14 protein-coding genes and 2 pseudogenes are annotated in these 19,419 nt (G+C 54.1%); 7 read left to right on the top strand and 9 right to left on the bottom strand.

All coding sequences use genetic code 11. The annotated features are described in order from the left end of the window. The 3 genes and pseudogenes from B498_RS23435 to B498_RS01520 all read left to right on the top strand — a co-directional run. Positions 1-190 (top strand): annotated as a pseudogene (locus tag B498_RS23435) (restriction endonuclease subunit S); the annotation flags it as partial. Next, on the top strand, positions 183-1,364 hold the full coding sequence (locus B498_RS01515) for a DUF4268 domain-containing protein (protein ID WP_008503259.1): 1,182 nt from the start codon (positions 183-185) through the stop codon (positions 1,362-1,364). The pseudogene B498_RS23435 and the gene B498_RS01515, both read left to right, overlap by 8 nt. Next, a complete protein-coding gene (locus B498_RS01520) occupies positions 1,364-4,495 on the top strand; it encodes a type I restriction endonuclease subunit R (protein ID WP_008503258.1) in 3,132 nt (1,043 codons plus the stop codon). The genes B498_RS01515 and B498_RS01520 overlap by 1 nt, the downstream gene beginning before the upstream one ends. 192 nt (positions 4,496-4,687) lie before the next feature. On the opposite strand, the gene catA is transcribed toward B498_RS01520, so the two are convergent. The 7 genes and pseudogenes from catA to B498_RS01555 all read right to left on the bottom strand — a co-directional run bounded on the left by catA (position 4,688) and on the right by B498_RS01555 (position 12,122). Beyond that, positions 4,688-5,365, bottom strand: a complete 678-nt coding sequence (catA, locus tag B498_RS01525; RefSeq protein WP_008503257.1) for a type A chloramphenicol O-acetyltransferase — start codon at positions 5,363-5,365, stop codon at positions 4,688-4,690. A 63-nt stretch (positions 5,366-5,428) separates the two neighbouring features. Then, positions 5,429-7,360 (bottom strand): putative bifunctional diguanylate cyclase/phosphodiesterase, encoded by a 1,932-nt coding sequence (locus B498_RS01530; RefSeq protein ID WP_008503256.1) that lies wholly within the window; start codon positions 7,358-7,360, stop codon positions 5,429-5,431. A gap of 17 nt (positions 7,361-7,377) precedes the next feature. Continuing rightward, positions 7,378-7,872, bottom strand: a complete 495-nt coding sequence (locus tag B498_RS01535) for a molybdopterin-dependent oxidoreductase (RefSeq protein ID WP_008503255.1) — start codon at positions 7,870-7,872, stop codon at positions 7,378-7,380. 401 nt (positions 7,873-8,273) lie between these two features. Next, positions 8,274-8,855, bottom strand: coding sequence for a cytochrome b (locus B498_RS01540; protein ID WP_008503254.1), 582 nt, complete (start codon positions 8,853-8,855; stop codon positions 8,274-8,276). Next, positions 8,852-9,925 carry a catalase family peroxidase gene (locus B498_RS01545; protein ID WP_008503253.1) on the bottom strand — a complete coding sequence of 358 codons (1,074 nt, stop codon included), beginning with the start codon at positions 9,923-9,925 and terminating at the stop codon, positions 8,852-8,854. The genes B498_RS01540 and B498_RS01545 overlap by 4 nt, the downstream gene beginning before the upstream one ends. A gap of 162 nt (positions 9,926-10,087) precedes the next feature. Next, positions 10,088-10,699 carry a flavin reductase family protein gene (locus tag B498_RS01550; protein WP_008503252.1) on the bottom strand — a complete coding sequence of 204 codons (612 nt, stop codon included), beginning with the start codon at positions 10,697-10,699 and terminating at the stop codon, positions 10,088-10,090. A gap of 217 nt (positions 10,700-10,916) precedes the next feature. Next, a pseudogene (locus B498_RS01555) lies at positions 10,917-12,122 on the bottom strand (L-dopachrome tautomerase-related protein). A 109-nt stretch (positions 12,123-12,231) separates the two neighbouring features. Between B498_RS01555 and B498_RS01560 the strand changes: the two are divergent. Together B498_RS01560 and B498_RS01565 are read left to right on the top strand one after the other, a co-directional pair. After that, on the top strand, positions 12,232-13,131 hold the full coding sequence (locus tag B498_RS01560; protein ID WP_008503249.1) for a LysR family transcriptional regulator: 900 nt from the start codon (positions 12,232-12,234) through the stop codon (positions 13,129-13,131). 16 nt (positions 13,132-13,147) lie between these two features. Further along, positions 13,148-13,657 (top strand): hypothetical protein, encoded by a 510-nt coding sequence (locus B498_RS01565; RefSeq protein ID WP_008503248.1) that lies wholly within the window; start codon positions 13,148-13,150, stop codon positions 13,655-13,657. A 32-nt stretch (positions 13,658-13,689) separates the two neighbouring features. Here the strand turns inward: B498_RS01565 and B498_RS01570 are convergent, their stop codons facing one another. Together B498_RS01570 and B498_RS01575 are read right to left on the bottom strand one after the other, a co-directional pair. Then, positions 13,690-15,474, bottom strand: coding sequence for a diguanylate cyclase (locus B498_RS01570; protein ID WP_008503247.1), 1,785 nt, complete (start codon positions 15,472-15,474; stop codon positions 13,690-13,692). A gap of 119 nt (positions 15,475-15,593) precedes the next feature. Then, complete coding sequence (locus B498_RS01575) at positions 15,594-16,703, bottom strand: AI-2E family transporter (RefSeq protein ID WP_008503245.1); 1,110 nt, start codon at positions 16,701-16,703, stop codon at positions 15,594-15,596. A 363-nt stretch (positions 16,704-17,066) separates the two neighbouring features. On the opposite strand from B498_RS01575, the gene mmuP reads away from it, so the two are divergent. After that, on the top strand, positions 17,067-18,467 hold the full coding sequence (gene mmuP / locus B498_RS01580; protein ID WP_008503244.1) for an S-methylmethionine permease: 1,401 nt from the start codon (positions 17,067-17,069) through the stop codon (positions 18,465-18,467). After that, entirely contained in the window at positions 18,454-19,386 is a 933-nt protein-coding gene (gene mmuM / locus B498_RS01585) for a homocysteine S-methyltransferase (protein WP_008503243.1), read from the top strand. Before mmuP ends, mmuM begins: the two co-directional genes overlap by 14 nt. The last annotated feature ends 33 nt before the right edge of the window (positions 19,387-19,419 follow it).

The raw sequence follows: 19,419 nt of genomic DNA, 5'->3' as shown, positions 1-19,419 counted from the left end.
CTTATTCGCACCTTCCTTAACTAAATACTTTGCCGTCAAATGTGAGGGTTTATTCGGGTTATTGGAGCAAAATAGAAAACAAAATTTAATTTTGCAAAATATCCGAGACACCCTTCTCCCCAAACTCCTCTCCGGTGAAATCCCCCTGCCGGAAGCCGAGCAGGCGGTAAGCGAGGTGGAAAATGTATAAAGTCGATACGCCGACCAACAGCTTGCACTCCTTGCAAGAAGTGTCGTTCAGCAGCCTCGGCTTTCGCGAGCGCGATCATTTACAGGAGTGGCTGGCGAAAAATCCGCAGACGCTGACCAAAAAAGACGACAAAGAAGACGAACTGCTGATTATCCAGAAAGAGTTCGCCGGCTTTGACGACACCAAAGAGCGCCTCGATCTCCTGGCGCTCGATAAAAAAGGCAACTTGGTCATCATTGAGAACAAGCTCGATGATTCCGGGCGCGACGTGGTGTGGCAAGCGCTGAAATACGCCGGTTACTGCGCCAACCTGCGTCAGGAGAGCGTAGTTGAGATCTTCCAGCTCTATCTGGATCAGTTCGACCCTAATGAGAACCGCCAGGCGGCAGACGTCATCTCTGAATTTATGGGCTGGGAAAGCCTGAAAGAAGGGGTACTCAACCGTAAAGGCACCCAACGGGTCATTATGGTCGCGGCTAACTTTCGCAAAGAGGTTACCAATACTGCGCTGTGGCTGATGCAGTTTGGTATTCGGGCGCAGTGCTTCAAAGTAACGCCGTACCGTTTCGGTGAAGACGTGTTTGTCGATATCCGCCAGGTTATCCCAACCCCGGAAGCGGAATCGTACATGATCGGCATGGCGCAGAAAGAGGCGGAAGAACAGTCCACCTCCAGCAGTAGCGAACTGCAGCAACGCCATTATCTGCGCCGCGAGTTCTGGACGATGGCACTGGAAAAATTCCGCTCCAGCCCCTGTTCACTGTTTAACAACCGGGCACCCTCAACCGATCACTGGCTGGCTGCCGGGTCGGGTGTTAGCGGCGTGCCGTTTGAACTGATCTTTTCCCAGAAAGACGCTCGCGTGCAGCTCAATATTTCGCGCGGGGATGCGCTGGAAAACACCTGGTTATTTGAACGCCTTCAGGAACGTAAAACACACATTGAATCGCTGTTTGGCGAGCCGCTCGACTGGCGTTTACTGCCAGAGCGAAAAAGCTGCCAGATCGTCTGTTCAAAGGCGTTTGATGGCGGCAATAAAGAGATATGGCCTGCCATTATCGACTGGATGATGGATAGAATGAACCGTCTGGAAAAGGCGATCCGCCCGAGTTTGCTGGAGCTGGCGATTGAGCTGAAACAGACCGGTATAATCACCGAGGGAGAGGAAGAGTAATGCTGAGTGAAGACGATTTAGAGCAGCAATGCCTGAAATGGTTTGCTGAACAGGACTGGGAAGTGCTGCACGGGCCCGATATTGCGCCGGATGGCGACAACCCGCTGCGTGCTTCATTTCATGATGTGTTTCTGCGCCCGGTAATACTGGAGCAGTTACAAACCATCAACCCCCATCTCCCTGTTTCCGTGCTGGAAGAGGTGATACTGCGTATTACCCGCCCCGAAAGCCCGGATCTGGTCGTCAGTAACAAAGCCTTCCACCATCTGCTGCTCGACGGCGTACCCGTTGAGTACAAGCGTGAAGACAAGACAGTTCACGATAAAGCGCTGCTGATGGATTTTAACCATCCCGGCAATAACCGCTTTATGGTCGTGAATCAGGTGGCTATTCAGGGGATAAAACAGGTTCGTCGTCCGGATATCATTTGCTATATCAACGGCCTGCCGGTGGCGGTGATTGAGCTGAAAAGCCCGATTGATGCCAATGCGGATATCTGGGCTGCGTTTAATCAGCTGCAGACCTATAAAAACGAACTCAGCGACCTGTTTATCTGCAACGAAGCGCTGGTGGTGAGCGATGGGCAAAATGCTCGCATCGGCTCTCTCACGGCAGATGAAGAGCGCTTTTTGCCGTGGAAAACCGTGGCGAACGAAAACGACAAACCACAGTTTGACTGGCAGCTTAAAACCGTCGTGCAGGGCTTTTTTAACCGTGAATTATTGCTCGATTACATCCGCTATTTTGTCCTGTTTGAGAACGACGGCAAACGGCTGATTAAGAAGATTGCCGCCTATCATCAGTTCCATGCAGTGCGTGAAGCGGTGACGGCAACGATTGTGGCCTCGACCGGGAAACACCTGCCGCTGCACAGCAATATTCAGCCCGGCAGTAAAAAGGCGGGTGTGGTGTGGCATACCCAGGGTTCCGGCAAAAGTATCTCCATGTGTTGCTACGCCGGGAAACTGCTGCAACAGGCGGAGATGAACAACCCGACGATTGTGGTTGTGACGGATCGTAACGATCTCGACGGGCAGTTATACGCCACCTTCTGCCAGGCACAGGATTTGCTGAAGCAGACGCCACTACAGGCCAACGATCGCGATGAATTGCGCGAGCTGCTTAATGCTCGTGAATCCGGCGGCATCATCTTTACCACCGTGCAGAAGTTTGCGCCGCTGGATGGTGAGCAGAGTCATCCGGCGCTCAACCAACGCAGCAATATCGTGGTGATTTCGGATGAAGCGCACCGTAGCCAGTATGGCCTGAGCGCCACGCTGGACAGACAAACTGGCGTCTACAAATACGGCTACGCTAAACACATGCGCGATGCGCTGCCGAACGCATCGTTTATGGGCTTTACCGGCACGCCGATTGCCTCGGAAGATAAAGATACCCGTGCCGTGTTCGGTGATTACGTCTCTATCTACGACATTCAGGATGCAGTCGATGATGGCGCGACGGTGCCGATTTATTACGAATCCCGTCTGGCAAAACTCGACCTGAACCATGAGGAGCTGGAAACGCTCTCCGACCAGGTGGATGAGCTGGTGGAAGATGAAGAGACGGGCCAGCAGGAGAAAACCAAAGGTGACTGGAGCCGTCTGGAAAAGCTGGTAGGTTCAGAGCCTCGCATCAAACAGGTTGCTGTCGATCTGGTTCAGCACTTTGAAACGCGCAATGCGGCCATGAACGGTAAAGCGATGATTGTCGCTATGAGCCGTGATATCTGTGTGAAGCTTTACGATGCCATCACAGAGATCCGCCCGGACTGGCACAGCGCGGATGTCGAACAAGGCGCGATCAAAGTCATCATGACCGGCTCGGCATCTGATAAAGACCATCTCCAGCCGCACATCTACAACAAGCAGACCAAAAAGCGTCTTGAAGCGCGCTTTAAGGATTTGAACGATCCGCTGAAGCTGGTGATCGTCCGTGATATGTGGCTGACCGGGTTTGATGCGCCGTGCTGCCACACCATGTATATCGACAAGCCGATGCGCGGGCATAACTTGATGCAGGCCATTGCGCGTGTTAACCGCGTGTTCCGCGATAAGCCCGGCGGGCTGGTGGTGGATTACATCGGAATCGCCAACGAACTGAAGCAGGCGCTGAAAACCTATACCGACTCAAAAGGGAAAGGGCAGACCACCGTGGATGCCCGGGAAGCCTTTGCCATTCTGTTGGAAAAAATCGACGTCATTCACGGGATGTTCGCGCCCTCAGCAGGAAAACCAGGCTTTAGCTACGAAGGCTTTTCTCGCGATCCATTAGCGTTTCTACGCGATGCCGTTAACTACATTCTGGGTCTGGATGACGGTAAAAAACGCTATCTCGACGTCTCACTGGCGATGAGTAAAGCCTGGTCGCTCTGTAACACCCTTGATGAAGCTGAACCCTTACAGGAGGAGTTCGCGTTCCTTTCGGCGATCAGAGTGGGGCTTATCAAGCTGGATCCTAAGGAGAAGTTTAGCCAGTCAGAAAAGAACTCTTTACTGAGCAAGATTCTCGATAACGCCGTTGTTGCGACAGGGGTTGAGGATGTTTTTGCCCTGGCCGGGTTGGATAAACCAAACATCGGTTTGCTGTCAGATGAATTCCTGGAAGAAGTGCGAGAAATGCCGCAGCGTAATCTGGCGGTGGAACTGCTGGAAAAACTGCTGAATGACGGCATTCATGCCAGGTCTGGCAACAACGTGGTGCAGCAGAAAAAATATTCTGACCGTTTGAAAGCCGTTCTGCTGAAATACAATAACCGGGCGATCGAAACCGCACAGGTGATTGAAGAGCTGATACAGATGGCGAAAGCGTTCCAGGAAGCGATGGCGCGCGATGATGCGCTGGGCCTAAACCCGGATGAAATAGCCTTCTACGATGCGCTGGCGGAAAACGAAAGCGCGGTGCGTGAACTGGGCGACGAGACGCTTAGAAAGCTGGCTATTGAGGTGACGCGGCAACTGCGTAAATCCACCACCGTAGACTGGCAGGTTCGTGAAAGTGTTCGCGCGCGTCTTCGTATTCTGGTGCGCCAGACGCTGCGTAAATACAAATATCCACCGGATAAAACGCCAGGTGCCGTAGAGCTAATCCTGAAGCAGGCGGAAGTGGTGTCGAACAGCTGGACGTCATAGCGATATATCTCCCTTAGTGATAGCAGGGGGTATCGCCTTCCGTTAAACCTGAAGCGTGAAATTGTTCCGAACGACATACCCAATAAAAGACCGGCAACAGCCGGTCATTTATATTTTTACCTGTCCACTACATCAAAGTGAGTAATTCACTGCTCACTCCCTATAAAGGAAGTTTCCATCATTTCTGGCGTATCAGCCATTTAATCCCTCTGACAGCTCCGACAAACCATCACACATCTCCTGCAACTCATTAAACATCCTTGCCACATGGAAGCCATCGCACACCGAATGATGGACCTGCACCGCGAGCGGCAGCAGCACTTTTCCATCCTGCTCGTAGTATTTCCCAAACGTGAACATAGGCGAAAAGAAGTTCTTCATGTGCGCAATGTTCATATTAAAGTTGGTAAACGTTACCCACGGAATAGACGAGACGAAGAAGACATTTTCCCGGGACTCTTCCTTAGGCCAGTAAGAAAGGCTATTTCCATAGCGGGCCGTATCTTCTGCATACGTATTCTGGAAGTGATGAATATTGCCGTCATAGTGGCTCCACAGTGACGAAAAGGTCTCCGTTTCGGGGTGGAAAATGGTGTAGCTGGGATGAACTTCATTCCATATGACAAGCTCATTGTCCTTCATGGCCATGCGGAACTCAGGATGCCGGTTCATGATGTTAGACAGGAGAAAAATGATCGTCGGGTAAAACTTCCAGCCCACCGCTTTGATATGTTTTCGCAGCGCGGTAATGTCGATCAGAACGGTTTGGTTAATTGTGCATTCAGCGAATGACTGGAAGACTTCAAAATGCTCCTTCCTTGGCCAACGAGATAAATCAACAGGCGTATACTCCGGGGCTGTTTTTTTCATTGTTTAACCTTTGATTATCAACCGTCTACGTGATTTTGGGCCAGAAACAACCGGACAACCATTTCAACCGTATCTAATCTTCCTGTCAATCTCAGCCTGTGGCTTTCCGAACAGGTATCCCTGCACGAGATCGCAGCCAAGCGCCTGAAGCCGTTCAAGCTGCGCTTCGGTTTCAACACCCTCTGCAATGACCCGCATGTTGAGGCTCTTCGCCATGCCGGTAATCAATTTAACGATATTAAGGGCATCATCCTGCGTGGATATCGGATTCACAAAAGATTTATCTATTTTAATTTTATCAAAATTCAGTTCACTCAGTCGTGAGAGCGAGGAATATCCCGTTCCGAAATCATCGATGGAAATTTTGACACCCAGTGCCCGGAGCTTTTTGAGAATAGTGATCGGCATGTTGCTGTCACTGAAGAGCGAAGACTCTGTTACCTCTAGCTCAAGTCGGCTGGCCGGTAGCCCTGTCTCTTTCAGGATGGACTGCACCATCGTGGTAAACGATTTTGTGCCTAGCTGAACGGGGGAGACGTTCACCGAGATCCTGGCCGGCACCGCCCAGGAAACTGCTTCCCGGCAGGCCATCTCAAGCACCGACTTGCCGATCTCATTGATCATCCCCGTTTTTTCAGCGACGGAAATAAAATAATCTGGCGCGAGTATCCCTTTTACCGGGTGTATCCAGCGAATAAGCGCTTCATAGCCGTAAATTTCATTGCTGAATGAATCGACAATAGGCTGGTAATAGACAACGAATTCATTGTGATCGATCGCCATAGCCATATCATGTTCAAGGGTTCTGCTTTCCTGCAGTCTTTGCAGCATCCACTGACGGAAGACTTTGATCTGCTGCGAACCTTCTTTTTTCGCTTCGTAAAGGGCCAGATCGGCAAATTTGTATAGATAATCAGAGCGTCGTTCATTATCAGATAAAACGATGCCCACGCAGGTGGCAATTTTTATCAGCTGGTTATTAATCGTATAGGGCTGGCTGATATGATCGCTGATTTCTTTGGCGCGCGAAACGGCGGCGGTTTCCGTGAGTCCGCTGGAGAGAAGGGCGAATTCATCGCCGCCCAAACGGTAAAACGTATCCGTTGCGCTGCTCATCGAGGTCAGCCGTCGGGAGACCTGATTCAACAGCAAATCTCCCGTATCGTGGCCATAGGTATCGTTGACCTCTTTGAAACGGTCTAAATCAAATAACATCACCGTGACGGGGACGTGGTTTTTATCTGCCTGAAGATTAATTTTGTTGAGATCGTCCCAGAAGAAAAGGCGGTTTTTCATGCCGGTGAGGGAGTCATGATAAACATCATACTCCAGCTTCGAGTTCTGAATTTGCAGCTTTTCTTTTGAAATTTGAAGTTCGTCAGCCAGGCTTTTAACCTGCATATGAGCTTTCAGGATGTTTTTATTCTGGTAGATCATTAAGAAGCCGAGAATAAAGCTTAAAATCACCAGGAGCAATGAAAGTGCCGAGTAGATATAATACAGTATCTGTATTTTCTTATTGGATTCGTTAACTGTGTTAATATCTTTTGTTAATGCCGTGGCAGAAAGCTGGCTTAGCGGTGCATCAAGTTCATGCATATTTGTCAGGTATGCTTTTAACTCCGGGTGGCTCATATTTTCAAGATGGCTATCCAGATAGGCCAGTATGTTTTCTAAGCGTAAAGCGAGTTCCTGATGCGTTTTATCGCTGTCAATGTAGCGACCTAAATCGCCCCCCTTCATTAAATCGCCCTGACTGAGCATAATTTCGAGGCGCATGCGGACCTGGTCTATCGTAACGTCATCGGTATCGGTTGCGTATAGACCAAGCCATGATTCAAAACGGTAATACTCTGATACCAGTTGTGCCACGGACCAGGACTCAGTGTATTGAGTCAGTTTTTGCAATTCTTGCTGACGATCATAAACAAGGTATGCAATATATCCTGTCGTGATAAAAAGAGAAAAAATGATACCAACCAGTATCCTGTTCATTATGTTCTCCTGAACGACTACTCAATCTTCATTTTGCTTACCTGCCATGCTGATCGTGAGTAATAAATCTGATTATTCAACTCAGGAAGACTGTCATAGGGGTATACAATGAACGATGGGCCTTTATCGCGGATGCGCATATATTCGCCATTGACCTTTAAGGCAAGGATGGCGTTGTATTTTTTAAAGTCGCTGAGAGGGATGATGGTTGAGTAATCATTGAGCGCAATAACATTCACGTTCGTACCTTTTGCACCCACATAATCCATGAGCTTGCTCATTGGGACACCCTCAAACTTCGTACGACCGTTATACCAGGGGGAGGTTGTCTCGAAACTCACGACACCCAGTTTTTCAAGGCTGGCGAGATCAAACACTGCTTTTCCATTTTCATTGGTATTTTCTATATTACCGGAAATCGTTAAAATGGGTTTACCAACTGGTTTTGGCAGGTCGCCAGCCCAGGTTACACTCTGTACCAGACAGCATAACAGCAGTAGGGTTAATCGCATTTTGACCTCCACCTTTTAACAGAAGTATAAGAATTATAATTTAGATATCACGCGAGTTGATATATTTTGTTGGGAAGTCAGGGGTTTTATCGTTTTTATTGATGTGATTTCAATTAAATCAACGAGTTAGGTGGTGTGGGTAACAGAGTGTTTGATACTCAAGCGACGCTTAACTTTTTGATAAAAGCTAAAATTGCCGGCATAAATGCTCTGTTGATTAAAAAATAATCGCTTTAATTGAGGGATATTATCTTTTAAGACAATTGTGGGGTGTTCGTGGCGTATTGACGCGCGAATCTGGAGAACAAATACCTGCTCCGGTGGTGTCCGTTGTTTCAGGATGATGACAAGCGAGGACACGAACATTCCGACTGTGCGTGTCCCCTACCACTTGCCTTACTTCAGGTCCTCCCGGATGGCTTACGCCGACTTGCCCCTTTCGCTATGCTGGCAAACACTGCGTCCCGGTAGATCCACGCGTGAACCAGTGCGGCAGAAAGATGGACCAGCACCACGGCAAAAAGCAATTTTGCCAGAAGGCTATGGGCGTCGTGACACCAGGCAAAGAGTGCCGGACTGGTCGGGACAATTGCCGGCAGGTTGACGCCATCAAACATGACAATCGGCAGGCCCGCTGCCGACAGCTGCGCCCAGCCCAGCAGCGGCATTGCCAGCATTAACCCATACAGCATCCAGTGTGATGCCTTTGCGGCAAGCGCCTGCCAGACGGGCAAATCGGCAGGAAGTGGGGGCGTCCGGCTCAGAAGTCGGTTGACCAGACGAACCAGTGCCAGCAGTAAAATGGCGATACCCAGCGGCCGGTGCAGATCGATTAACCAAATCCGGTGATGTAACGACGTCATCATCGCGGCACCGATGAACAGCATGGACAGGATCATCACCGCCATCAGCCAGTGCAGGCTCCGCGCCAGGGTATTGAAATGCTGCGGCGCGTGCTCTCGCCTATCTTTATTTGAGCTCATTTTACCTCCTGCTTTTGCACGGCTTCGGTGGCTTTGCCGTAGCCAATTTCCCGCTCACGACGGCTGAAAGAGTGGGAGTAGGCAGCGGAGCGGGCGTTTAAGATGGGATCGTCAGACACCGCAACGCCTGCAGGAACAACAGAAGGGTCAAAGTTAACGTCGCGGCACGCGCCTGTGGATTGTGCTTCGACGCGCGTCACTTCCAGCGTACCGGCCACCCTCTTTTTGCGATCGTCCGGCCATGGCTGGGAAGGGTCATCCACCGGATCGCCCGGCTGTGCGAGCTGCAAAACGTAATCCCAGTAGAGTGGCTTCTGCGCCAGGCGCTGACGCAGGTTTTCGAACAGGAAGTTGTCATCGGCTTTCTGCCGTTGCTCATCGCTTATCGACAGGAAAGGCTCGTGCGGACGCATCATCCAGCGAACGGCTTGACGTTCCCCCTGCGCGTTCACAAGGTAAAAGGCGTTAATGCTGTAAAACGTCGCGCTCGCGAAGCTGCCGGGAGCGGGTTTTTGTGCCGCCCATTTAAGGTATTTCTCCGCCTCCGGGTACGCTTTTAAAAAGTCTTTGAGACGCTGCGGATCCGGTTTTCCGGTGGCTGCATCAACAGCAGTGGCTTTTCGCAAGGCCAGAAAACCTTCCGGGCTGTGCGTGGCGAAGAAAGGCTCGTTGTTCATCGCCATTCGCCATTGTTGCCTGTCATCTGTCTTTAGCAGTAGCGCCATGCTCAGGGTTTTGGTCGTACTATCCGGGGCATGCGGATCGCCAGTACCAATAGAGAATCGGCCCACCACGGGCACTTCCTGCTGCGAGAAGAGGCGGGAGGTTGAAAGGGAATCCGCCGAGCCGTTTGGCGTAAAGGTGCCGGCAAAGCAGATGCCTTTTCCATGCGCGTGACGAAAACCCGGCGGGAAGGGTTTCGGTGTTTCACCCACCAGTGCCTGGCTGACCGTGCGTGACCCAAGCCAGCCCGCCGTCCATGCAAAAGCAGATGCCAGCGTACCGGCGACAACGGCGATCGCTGCCAGCGCGCCCCAGGTTTTTTTGGACCTCAAATCCAGTTTCGACATAGACGTTTTTCCAGAACAAAATATCTTCACCTGTCATGCGCAACGTATTGCGCGTGGCAGGCGTTAATACAGTGGCGAATATGGCTCGAGTATAGGAACTAAGGGGCGTAAAGAAAGAATATCACGAAAAGTTTAAACCTTTCCGCTGTCAAAAAGTCCGGGTTACTCATCGTGTCGGAAGTTGTGACCGAGTCGGTGACCCAGCGAGAAATAGTGGCGAAATAGATAATAGAGGGGGTTCCATTTCTCCACGTTAAATTTCACCCCTCGCTGAGTACGAATTAATAAAGCCTCAGATATGTGGACGCAGGTTATCGTGGCATCAACGGACACCAGGTTCCCCTGCGAACCGGTCAGGGGCGATATCCCGCAAACCTGAGCCTCTATTTGTACAGGACACTCTTTAATTCTCCACGAGTTAATCGTCACCGCTTTTTCCTTATGGAAATTCCCGCAGCTAAATTTGTCCTGTTCAAAAACATATCCCCTCTTTTTCTTCCATTCCGGTGGCGATGCTTTTCCCGTTTTATTTGCGATAGCTTCAATATTCTGCCAGAGCCTGCTGTCCGGTATGTTCAGAACAATATCGGGGTTACCCGTGATATTTTCATAACATTTTCCGGAGGTGCCAAGCCCGAACACGATATTCCGGTCAAGGATCCACCATGATGAAACCGGGCTCAGGTTGGTTGAACCGTCAGGATTTTGGCTGGAGATAATGGCGACCGGTGTACCAAAATATAAAGAAGCAAAATCGACCTGCTGGGTTTTCATTTTATCATCCTCTGATTAAAGGAGACCCAGTCTACGTTGTGCAAACGTGCGTTACTTCGGTGAAGCGCGAAGTAAAACGCGCCTCACGGAATTTCCAGGAGCGCAATGTTAACCACTTCTTTCTGAGCAGGGGGAAGACATCACGTTCAGCCTTTAAGGAAATAAGAACGTGTGAAATTATGAGCCCATATATGCAGGTCTCCTGGTTTACTTGCCCTTATTTTTGTAAAGCATCGAGACGCAAGCGCCACAAATCATAGCGTTCTTCTCCCGGTTTAACGGTTCCCGCGAAGTGGTCATTGAGGCGACTCGAGGTAAATACCAGGTCTCCGTTCGGGCGGATTGCCGGCGTGTCTGGCCAGCGCGCCTCTTCGCTTGTCGCAATCAGCGACATGGAATGGGTTTCAGGATCGTATCTGACGATACCATTGCGTGTGACATCGGTAATGTAGAGGTTACCTTTTACATCTGTCACCATTCCGTCGGTGTTGCCCCCCACGCGACCCAGATCGCGGATCTGCCCGGCAATTTGCGCATTGGTTGACGCAGGCTGCCTCAGTATCGCGGTCGGTACCGCATAGGCGTGCGTGCCGGTTGTCACTGTCCAGTACAGCGTGCCCGCATCGGGTGAAAGCGCAATGCCATTGATACCAATCAGTAATGGTTTACCAGGCCAGACTTCAGTCCCGTGCGAGACGACGTTAACGCCTGGCTCAATCTGCAGCGCAGGGTGACGATCGAGCACGCGCCGGGCCGTACCGGTAGCGAAATCGACGATAATTAGTCCCACCTGGTTTTCAGGCGCACTCCGCGAGCCGCTGTCGGAGATATAGGCGACACGGCGGTTCTCATCGACCACCACATCATTAAGAAAGCTGGCCTTGCGGTCCGCTACGCCGTCCAGGGCGATACGTTTGATGGTGCGGCCAGAGTGGAGATCCAGTACGACCAGTTTCTGCGCCCCCGCGGGGGACTCTGTTTCGCCTGCAACAAACCCCATGTCCAGCGCCCATAGCCAGCCGTTTTTACGGTCAATATAAAAACCGAGCACGTTGCGCAGGCTCTGAGCGGGATCGGTGTTCACCGCATTCCCCTCGCGGGAGGGAAACGCCGTCAGGCGGGCAGGGCCAGACTGCGCCGTCGTATCCAGAATGCTTAACGTGGCGGGTGCTGCGGCGGAAATCAGCCGGGGCGTGCTGACAAAGGCCCGGTCCATTGCATCAAAGTGGATGCCCGCAATAGGGGCATTGACCGAACCGGAAAATGTCGCAGGAATCTTTCCGTCTTGAGCGGTATCCCAGCTCACACCGGCGTAGCTTCACCAGCGCTCCAGAGGCGGGTGGTTCGCCGCGTTGACAAGACTTGGGAAAGCGAACAACGCCGCCATTGCGATAGCGGGCAGAATATGGGGACGGTTGAACATTGACAGGCTCCAGTGGAACGTTCAGGTGATGAATGCTGGCCACTTTACTCATCGCTCAACGGGAGATAAATTAGCCAAATTGAAAAACATTTGTTCCTGAGAGAGCAAAATGAGCCGGAAATTCGATTACCTCGGCGACGTTGAAGTCTTCATTGCTGTGGTTGAGCACGGCTCATTTACGGGCGCAGCGGTTGCCCTTTCAACCACCCCTTCGGTACTGAGCCGCGCGGTCACCCGTCTGGAAGCGCGTCTTGGACGGCAACTGTTACAGCGCACGACCCGCCGGGTGGGGCTGACTGAAGCCGGACGCGTCTATCTTGAGCAGGCGCGTTCTGCGTTCTCTCTGCTTGATGACGCCGAACGCGTTGGCCGGGGTCAGGAGGGCGATCTGACCGGTCGCGTGAGAATGAGTGTCCCGACCACCTATGCCCACTACCGCCTGCCGCCGCTGCTGGCGCACTATAATCAACGCTACCCACGCGTACAGGTGGAGCTGAACATTACTAATCGCAATGTTGACCTGATCGCAGAGGGGTTTGATCTGGCGATCCGTCTGGGACAGTTGCCTGACAGTGGACTTGTGGCGCGTAAGCTGGAAGACGCGGCATTGCTTCTGGTCGCCTCTCCGGACTACCTGCATCGGAGAGGAAAGCCTCAGACGCTGGAAGAGCTGCAGCGCCATCAGTGCCTGCCGTTCATCATGCCGCGCACCGGGCGTATCGCCCCCTGGGTATTTCATGACGAAGGGCGCGATATTGACTGGATGCCGGGTTCAACTATCGAAATATCAGACGATGTACTCGGCGTGGTTTCGCTGGCGGAGCAGGGGATGGGGATCTGCCAGAGCTATGAATTTATCGTTCGCGACAGAATAGAGCGCGGTCAGTTAGTTGAGGTGCTGCCGCACCTTCGGGGACGATCGCGACCTTTCTCCGTGCTGTTTGCCCCGCACCGACGCCAGTCAGCAGCCACCCGGGCAATGATTGGCCTTCTGACCCGACAAGAATGACAAGGACGAGTCCACCATGAAAAAAGCGCGTTTTTCCTTTTGGATCCCTCTCATCGCGGGCGGGATAGCACTGATATCGGCTTTTGTGGTCTGGTCAGTCAACATTTACCGCGTGACATACCTTTCGATCCGCGGGGAGCAGTACCTTGCCTGTGGGGCGTTGCTGCTGGCGCTGGTGCCGATGGTCTATTTCATCAGAAAGGGGAGACTGAAAGGTAAGCGCCTTGCTGACGCGGTAAAAATCTACCTCGGCTTCTTTATTTGCAGCCTGCCGGTTGCCATGTTCGCGGTCTTTACAACGGCCTGGCTGCTGGAGGGGGACTATTCGGCCTGGAGCAAACCTTACCGGTATGAGTCCAGTACCCGCCACAGCTGCTCGGGTGCGGAAGTCTACGAGCCGGAATTAAAGAAGGAGATCCGCATCTGTAACCCGCAGGGTAACGTTTATTCCGATACCACCCTGTATGTGGAAAAGCGTAGCAATGCCCTGGGGATTGTCGTGCTCTGGGCTATCACGCGCGCCTGAACCGGGGGAAAGTCAGGGCGCGAGAATCAGCCTCAGCCCGCCTCCAGCATCCCAAAACTCACAATCCGCGCCCGTCCCAGCTCTTTTGCCCGGTATAGCGCCACATCCGCGGCGCGCAGCAGATTGTCGGTCTGGGCATGTTGTGGGTAGCTGGCAATGCCAATCGACACGTCCACCGGCCCAATCTCGGTCAGCCCGTAGCGAAGCGACAGCTCATGCACGCCGGTGTAAATCTTCTGCGCGCAGGCGTACGCTTCTGCTTCATCGGCACCGGAAAGCAGCACCAGAAACTCCTCGCCCCCGTAGCGGAATGCCAGCCCGTTGTCATGTGCGGCGCGCTGAACAATTGACGCCACGCTTTTGATCACCAGATCGCCCGCTTCATGGCCGAAGCGATCGTTAATGCTCTTGAAGTGGTCGATATCAATCATCATGCAGCTTAACGGTACGCCAGTGCGTATCGCCTGTGCCGTTTGGGTTTGCAGGGTATCTTCCAGATGATGACGGTTACGCAGGCCGGTGAGCGGGTCAAACAACGCTTTTTCCAGCAACGCGTCGCGCAGACGCTGGTTGGCCAACGCCAGCCCGAGCGCCTCGGCCATCAGCTCCAGATACGCGCGGGAAGGGGCATTGTCCGCTGTAATATTCTGGAAGGAGAGCAGGCCAATGGCCTCGCCCTGAGCGATAAGCGGCACGCAAAGCGCGCTTTCCGCCTGGGATGCCGGAAGATGGTAGCAGGCAATATCCGGCTCGCCGTTCACCGGCGGGTGACTCTGCCCGCGACGCACGGCCCAGCACTCGTCCGGGTGGAACGTCGTCTCTTCACCCACCGGCGAAAGCCATTGCGCGACGCAGCGCATCTGCCACGGCTCGCGGTCAAGGACGTAGAGGCGGCCCGCGATCCCCGGCGCGATATTGGGGGCAAACAGCTCCGCCACGTTAATCACATCGTTAAAGTTCTCACACCCCTGCAGCCGCTGGGTCATGCGCGCCAGCAGCTCGCGGATGGCCCAGTCGGCATCACGCTCTTTTTCCAGACGCTGCCGCGCCAGGCCGTTTTCACGGAAGATGCTGATGGCCTGAGCCATATCGCCTATCTCATCAATCTGGTTGAAATTGGGCGTTTCAACCGCGTAATCCTGGGATGCCAGGCGGTGCACCACGTCGCTCAGGCGGACCACGGGGCGCAGCACGCGGCGTTTTAATATAAAGCCGAGCACAAACAGGAACAGCAGGGCGGTCATGCCGACCGTCAGCTCAGAGGCGGTACGCAGCGCTTTCGATTTTTTTGTCGCCTCCTGAACGGCGGCGATGACGCGCTTGTCGAGTATCTGGCGGAAGTGATCGAGCTGATTCTGCGCGCGCTCAAGCTCCTGCTCATAGGGCTGACCATAGAGCAAGGCTACGGCCTGGGCGTCTTCACCGCGTTCCAGGCTTTCGAGGGCGGTTTGCTGCTCGTCCTGCAGCTCATCGACGATCTTTATTCCTTCATGCAGCAGGGCCAGTTCTTCATCCGATGCGCCGTTATCCTGCAGCTTTTCCAGCCGAAGCTCGATGCGCTTCAGGCTGTTTTCTGCCTGGTTATATTCCTTGAGCACCTGAGGATCTTTTTTAATGGCGTACAGCCGCGCTAAATCAGACTGCGCCCAGATATCGGTTTCGATATCTTCCGTCAGCTGATCAAATTTCTGCCGTTGTTCAACGGCCTGACGCTCGAGGGTATCCGCACTGGACGCCATCAGCATGATGATGCCGGAGGCGATGGTCAGGCAGACCGTGGCCCCATAGGCCCAGTTTGTTATCGTCGCGATTCGCACCAGATGATCCTTTTACGACATGAGTAGGATGGCGTTCTTCAAATTATAGAAAACGTCTGATTTAAGGCGAAAAAAAAGGCGGCACGGCGCCGCCTGGTGTGGTCTTTATCGTCACGTCCTTACAAATCTGGAGGATTTTTTCCTTCTTCGATGAAATCCGCGTCCAGCTCTTCGGCGTTACCTTCGTGATCGCGTCCGGAGAAGAGGTTCCAGCAGGCGATAAACAGCGCGGCGATGAGCGGCCCAATCACAAAGCCGTTAATGCCGTACAGCTCCATGCCGCCGAGGGTGGAGATCAGAATCAGATAGTCCGGCATTTTGGTGTCTTTCCCCACCAGCAGCGGGCGCAGGATGTTATCCACCAGCCCGACGACGATCACGAAGAAGCCGACAATAAACAGCCCCTGCCAGATCTGGTGCGTGGCGAACAGGAAGATAGCGGCGGGCACCCAGACAATCGCCGAGCCGATGGCGGGCACCAGCGAGAGGAAGGCCATCAATGCGCCCCAGAGCACGCTGCCGTCGATACCGGCAATGGCAAAGGCAATCCCGCCGAGGATGCCCTGAACCACGGCCACCGCCGCCGTCCCTTTTACCGTGGCGCGTGACACGCCGACGAATTTGGCGAACAGATGCTGCTTGGCAAAATCGGACAGGGGCAGGGAGTCGAGGATCTGGCGTACCAGATACGGGCCGTCTTTCAGCAGGAAGAACAGCAGATACAGCATGATGCCGAAGCTAATCGCAAAGCCAAAGGTGCCTTTGCCGATCAGGAACGCGCTACCCGCCAGATACTGTCCGCCCTGCAGCGCGACGTCGGAGAGTTTTTTCTGGATCTGCGCCGCGTTGGTCAGGTTGTGATCCGCCAGGAAGCCGCTGGCCCAGTCAGGCAGGTGGTTGAAGATGCTCGCCACCACTTCCGGGAACTGGGTATTGTTCTCCTGCAGTTTGGTGTAAACCACGTTCAGCTCAATGGCGAGCGAGGAGAGGATCACCATCAGCGGAATAAAGACGATCAGGCAGATAATACCGATGGTCAACAGCGAGGCCAGCCCGTTGCGATCCCCCAGCGCGGCGCGAAGCTTGTTTTTTACCGGATTGAAGATAACGGTCAGAATGGCGGCCCACAGTATCGCGGAGAAGTAGGGCGACAGCACGTCGAAGAAGGCCCAGGTCACAAGGGCGAGAATGAAAATAAAGAAACCTTTAGTCAGTCCGTTAAAGCGCATCAGTCAGTCCTGGTTACTAAGAAACTGTGACGACTATAGAACCGATTGTGAGAATTACCAACCTTGCACCGGGTGGCGGCTGCGCCTTACCCGTCCTGCGGGCAGTGTTACGGTATGACTTCGCGCTTTACGGATACCACTTTCGACTGACCGAAGATCGCCTTTTCCCGCACCATGCTGTAAGTATCTGCTTGCGGAGGTGCTTATGGCCTGGCGTCCGATTCTCTATGTCATCCTCACAACCCACCCCAGACTCAGCGCGCGGCGCGCCCGTTTGCGTCTGGTCATCTAGCTTTTTATTAACAATCGCGGTATAACACACCTTCTTTGGATGTTTAGATGTCCATACGTATAGAAGGTAATATGCAAACACAACAAGAAAATGGGCAGCTTAAGCGCACCATGAAAACACGCCACCTGATCATGCTCTCGCTGGGTGGCGTGATTGGGACAGGGTTATTCTTCAATACCGGCTACATCATTTCCACGACCGGGGCGGCGGGCACGCTGCTGGCGTACCTCATAGGTGCGCTGGTGGTCTGGCTGGTGATGCAGTGTCTGGGCGAACTCTCCGTGGCGATGCCGGAAACCGGCGCGTTCCACGTCTATGCCGCGCGTTATCTTGGCCCGGCGACGGGCTACACCGTGGCGTGGCTCTACTGGCTCACCTGGACGGTGGCGCTCGGTTCGAGCTTTACCGCCGCGGGCTTCTGCATGCAGTACTGGTTCCCGCAGGTGCCCGTCTGGGCGTGGTGCGTGGTCTTCTGCGTGGTGATTTTTGGCCTGAACGTCATTTCCACGCGCTTCTTTGCGGAAGGTGAGTTCTGGTTCTCCCTGGTGAAGGTCATCACCATCATCGCCTTTATTATTCTTGGCGGCGCGGCGGTCTTTGGCTTTATCCCGATGCAGGACGGTTCCCCCGCGCCGGGCTTAAGCAACATCACCGCCGAGGGCTGGTTCCCGCACGGCGGCCTGCCGATCCTGATGACCATGGTGGCGGTGAACTTTGCCTTCTCCGGGACCGAACTCATCGGTATCGCCGCAGGGGAAACGGAAAACCCTCACAAGGTCATCCCGGTGGCGATCCGCACCACCATTGCGCGCCTGATCATCTTCTTTATCGGCACCGTGTTTGTGCTGGCGGCGCTGATCCCGATGCAGCAGGCGGGCGTGGAAAAGAGCCCGTTCGTGCTGGTGTTTGAAAAGGTCGGTATTCCTTACGCGGCGGATATTTTTAACTTCGTGATCCTGACGGCGATCCTCTCGGCGGCGAACTCCGGGCTGTACGCCTCCGGGCGCATGCTGTGGTCGCTCTCTAACGAGAAAACGCTCCCGCGCTGCTTTGCCCGCGTGAACAAAAACGGCGTGCCGCTGACGGCGCTCTCGGTTTCTATGCTCGGCGGCGTGCTGGCGCTGTTCTCAAGCGTCGTGGCGCCTGACACGGTATTTGTCGCACTCTCGGCGATTTCTGGCTTTGCGGTGGTGGCCGTCTGGATCAGCATCTGTGCGTCGCACTTCGTTTTCCGTCGTCGCCATCTGCAGTCCGGCCAGCCGCTCTCTGCGCTGCAGTACCGTGCGCCGTGGTATCCGCTGGTGCCGGTGCTCGGTTTTATCCTCTGCGTGGTGGCCTGCGTCGGCCTGTGGTTTGACCCAAGCCAGCGCATTGCCCTTTATTGCGGGATCCCGTTTGTCGCCCTGTGTTATGGTGCCTACTACCTGACCCGAAATATGACATCGCAGGAGCCTGAACATGTCGCAGAATAATCCGCTTACCGCCCTCCTTGAAAAGCAGCCGTTTGTGGTGCTGGATGGCGCGATGGCGACGGAGCTGGAAGCGCGCGGCTGTAACCTGGCAGACAGCCTCTGGTCTGCCAAAGTGCTGATGGAAAACCCGGAGCTTATCCGGGAAGTGCACCTTGATTACTACCGCGCGGGGGCACAGGTGGCGATCACCGCCAGCTACCAGGCCACGCCTGCGGGCTTTGCGGCCCGCGGCCTGGACGAGGCGCAGTCCCGAACGCTAATTGGCAGAAGCGTGGAGCTGGCGCGTAAGGCGCGTGAAGCGTATCTGGCCGAAAACCCGCATGCGGGCACGCTGCTGGTGGCGGGCTCCGTTGGGCCGTATGGTGCCTATCTGGCGGATGGCTCAGAGTATCGCGGTGACTACGTGCGCAGCGCTGAGGCGTTTACGGCCTTCCACCGCCCGCGCGTGGAAGCGCTGCTGGACGCGGGCGCTGACCTGCTGGCCTGCGAAACGCTGCCGTCTTTTGCCGAGATTAAGGCGCTGGCGGCCCTTCTGGCCGGGTATCCCCGCGCCCGGGCGTGGTTCTCCTTTACCCTGCGGGACAGCGAGCACCTGAGCGACGGCACGCCGCTGCGTGACGTGGTCAGCGTGCTGGCCGACTCTCCGCATATCGTCGCGCTGGGCATTAACTGCATCGCGCTGGAAAATACCACGGCGGCGCTGAAGCACCTGCAGAGCCTGACGTCGCTGCCGCTGGTGGTCTACCCGAACTCAGGCGAGCATTATGATGCGGTGACCAAAACCTGGCACCACCACGGCGAAGCGTGTGAGACGCTGGCGGGGTATCTGCCCCAGTGGCTGGACGCCGGAGCGAAGCTGATTGGTGGCTGCTGTCGCACCACGCCGAAGGATATTGCTGAGCTTAACGCGAAGCGCTGAGTTTTTTGCCGGGTGGCGGCTGCGCCTTACCCG

Origin of the sequence: Enterobacter sp. SST3, assembly GCF_000286655.1 — a bacterium.
Taxonomy (GTDB): domain Bacteria; phylum Pseudomonadota; class Gammaproteobacteria; order Enterobacterales; family Enterobacteriaceae; genus Enterobacter; species Enterobacter roggenkampii.
Note: the sequence above shows the minus strand (reverse complement) of the source record. Positions and strands in the feature narration are given on the sequence as shown.

What these genes read in the sequence shown, in the direction of transcription:
- B498_RS01515 (WP_008503259.1), top strand. Translation starts at nt 183, where the DNA reads ATGTATAAAGTCGATACGCCGACCAACAGCTTGCACTCCTTGCAAGAA.
- B498_RS01520 (WP_008503258.1), top strand. Translation starts at nt 1,364, where the DNA reads ATGCTGAGTGAAGACGATTTAGAGCAGCAATGCCTGAAATGGTTTGCT.
- catA (WP_008503257.1), bottom strand. Translation starts at nt 5,365, where the DNA reads ATGAAAAAAACAGCCCCGGAGTATACGCCTGTTGATTTATCTCGTTGG.
- B498_RS01530 (WP_008503256.1), bottom strand. Translation starts at nt 7,360, where the DNA reads ATGAACAGGATACTGGTTGGTATCATTTTTTCTCTTTTTATCACGACA.
- B498_RS01535 (WP_008503255.1), bottom strand. Translation starts at nt 7,872, where the DNA reads ATGCGATTAACCCTACTGCTGTTATGCTGTCTGGTACAGAGTGTAACC.
- B498_RS01540 (WP_008503254.1), bottom strand. Translation starts at nt 8,855, where the DNA reads ATGAGCTCAAATAAAGATAGGCGAGAGCACGCGCCGCAGCATTTCAAT.
- B498_RS01545 (WP_008503253.1), bottom strand. Translation starts at nt 9,925, where the DNA reads ATGTCGAAACTGGATTTGAGGTCCAAAAAAACCTGGGGCGCGCTGGCA.
- B498_RS01550 (WP_008503252.1), bottom strand. Translation starts at nt 10,699, where the DNA reads ATGAAAACCCAGCAGGTCGATTTTGCTTCTTTATATTTTGGTACACCG.
- B498_RS01560 (WP_008503249.1), top strand. Translation starts at nt 12,232, where the DNA reads ATGAGCCGGAAATTCGATTACCTCGGCGACGTTGAAGTCTTCATTGCT.
- B498_RS01565 (WP_008503248.1), top strand. Translation starts at nt 13,148, where the DNA reads ATGAAAAAAGCGCGTTTTTCCTTTTGGATCCCTCTCATCGCGGGCGGG.
- B498_RS01575 (WP_008503245.1), bottom strand. Translation starts at nt 16,703, where the DNA reads ATGCGCTTTAACGGACTGACTAAAGGTTTCTTTATTTTCATTCTCGCC.
- mmuP (WP_008503244.1), top strand. Translation starts at nt 17,067, where the DNA reads ATGCAAACACAACAAGAAAATGGGCAGCTTAAGCGCACCATGAAAACA.
- mmuM (WP_008503243.1), top strand. Translation starts at nt 18,454, where the DNA reads ATGTCGCAGAATAATCCGCTTACCGCCCTCCTTGAAAAGCAGCCGTTT.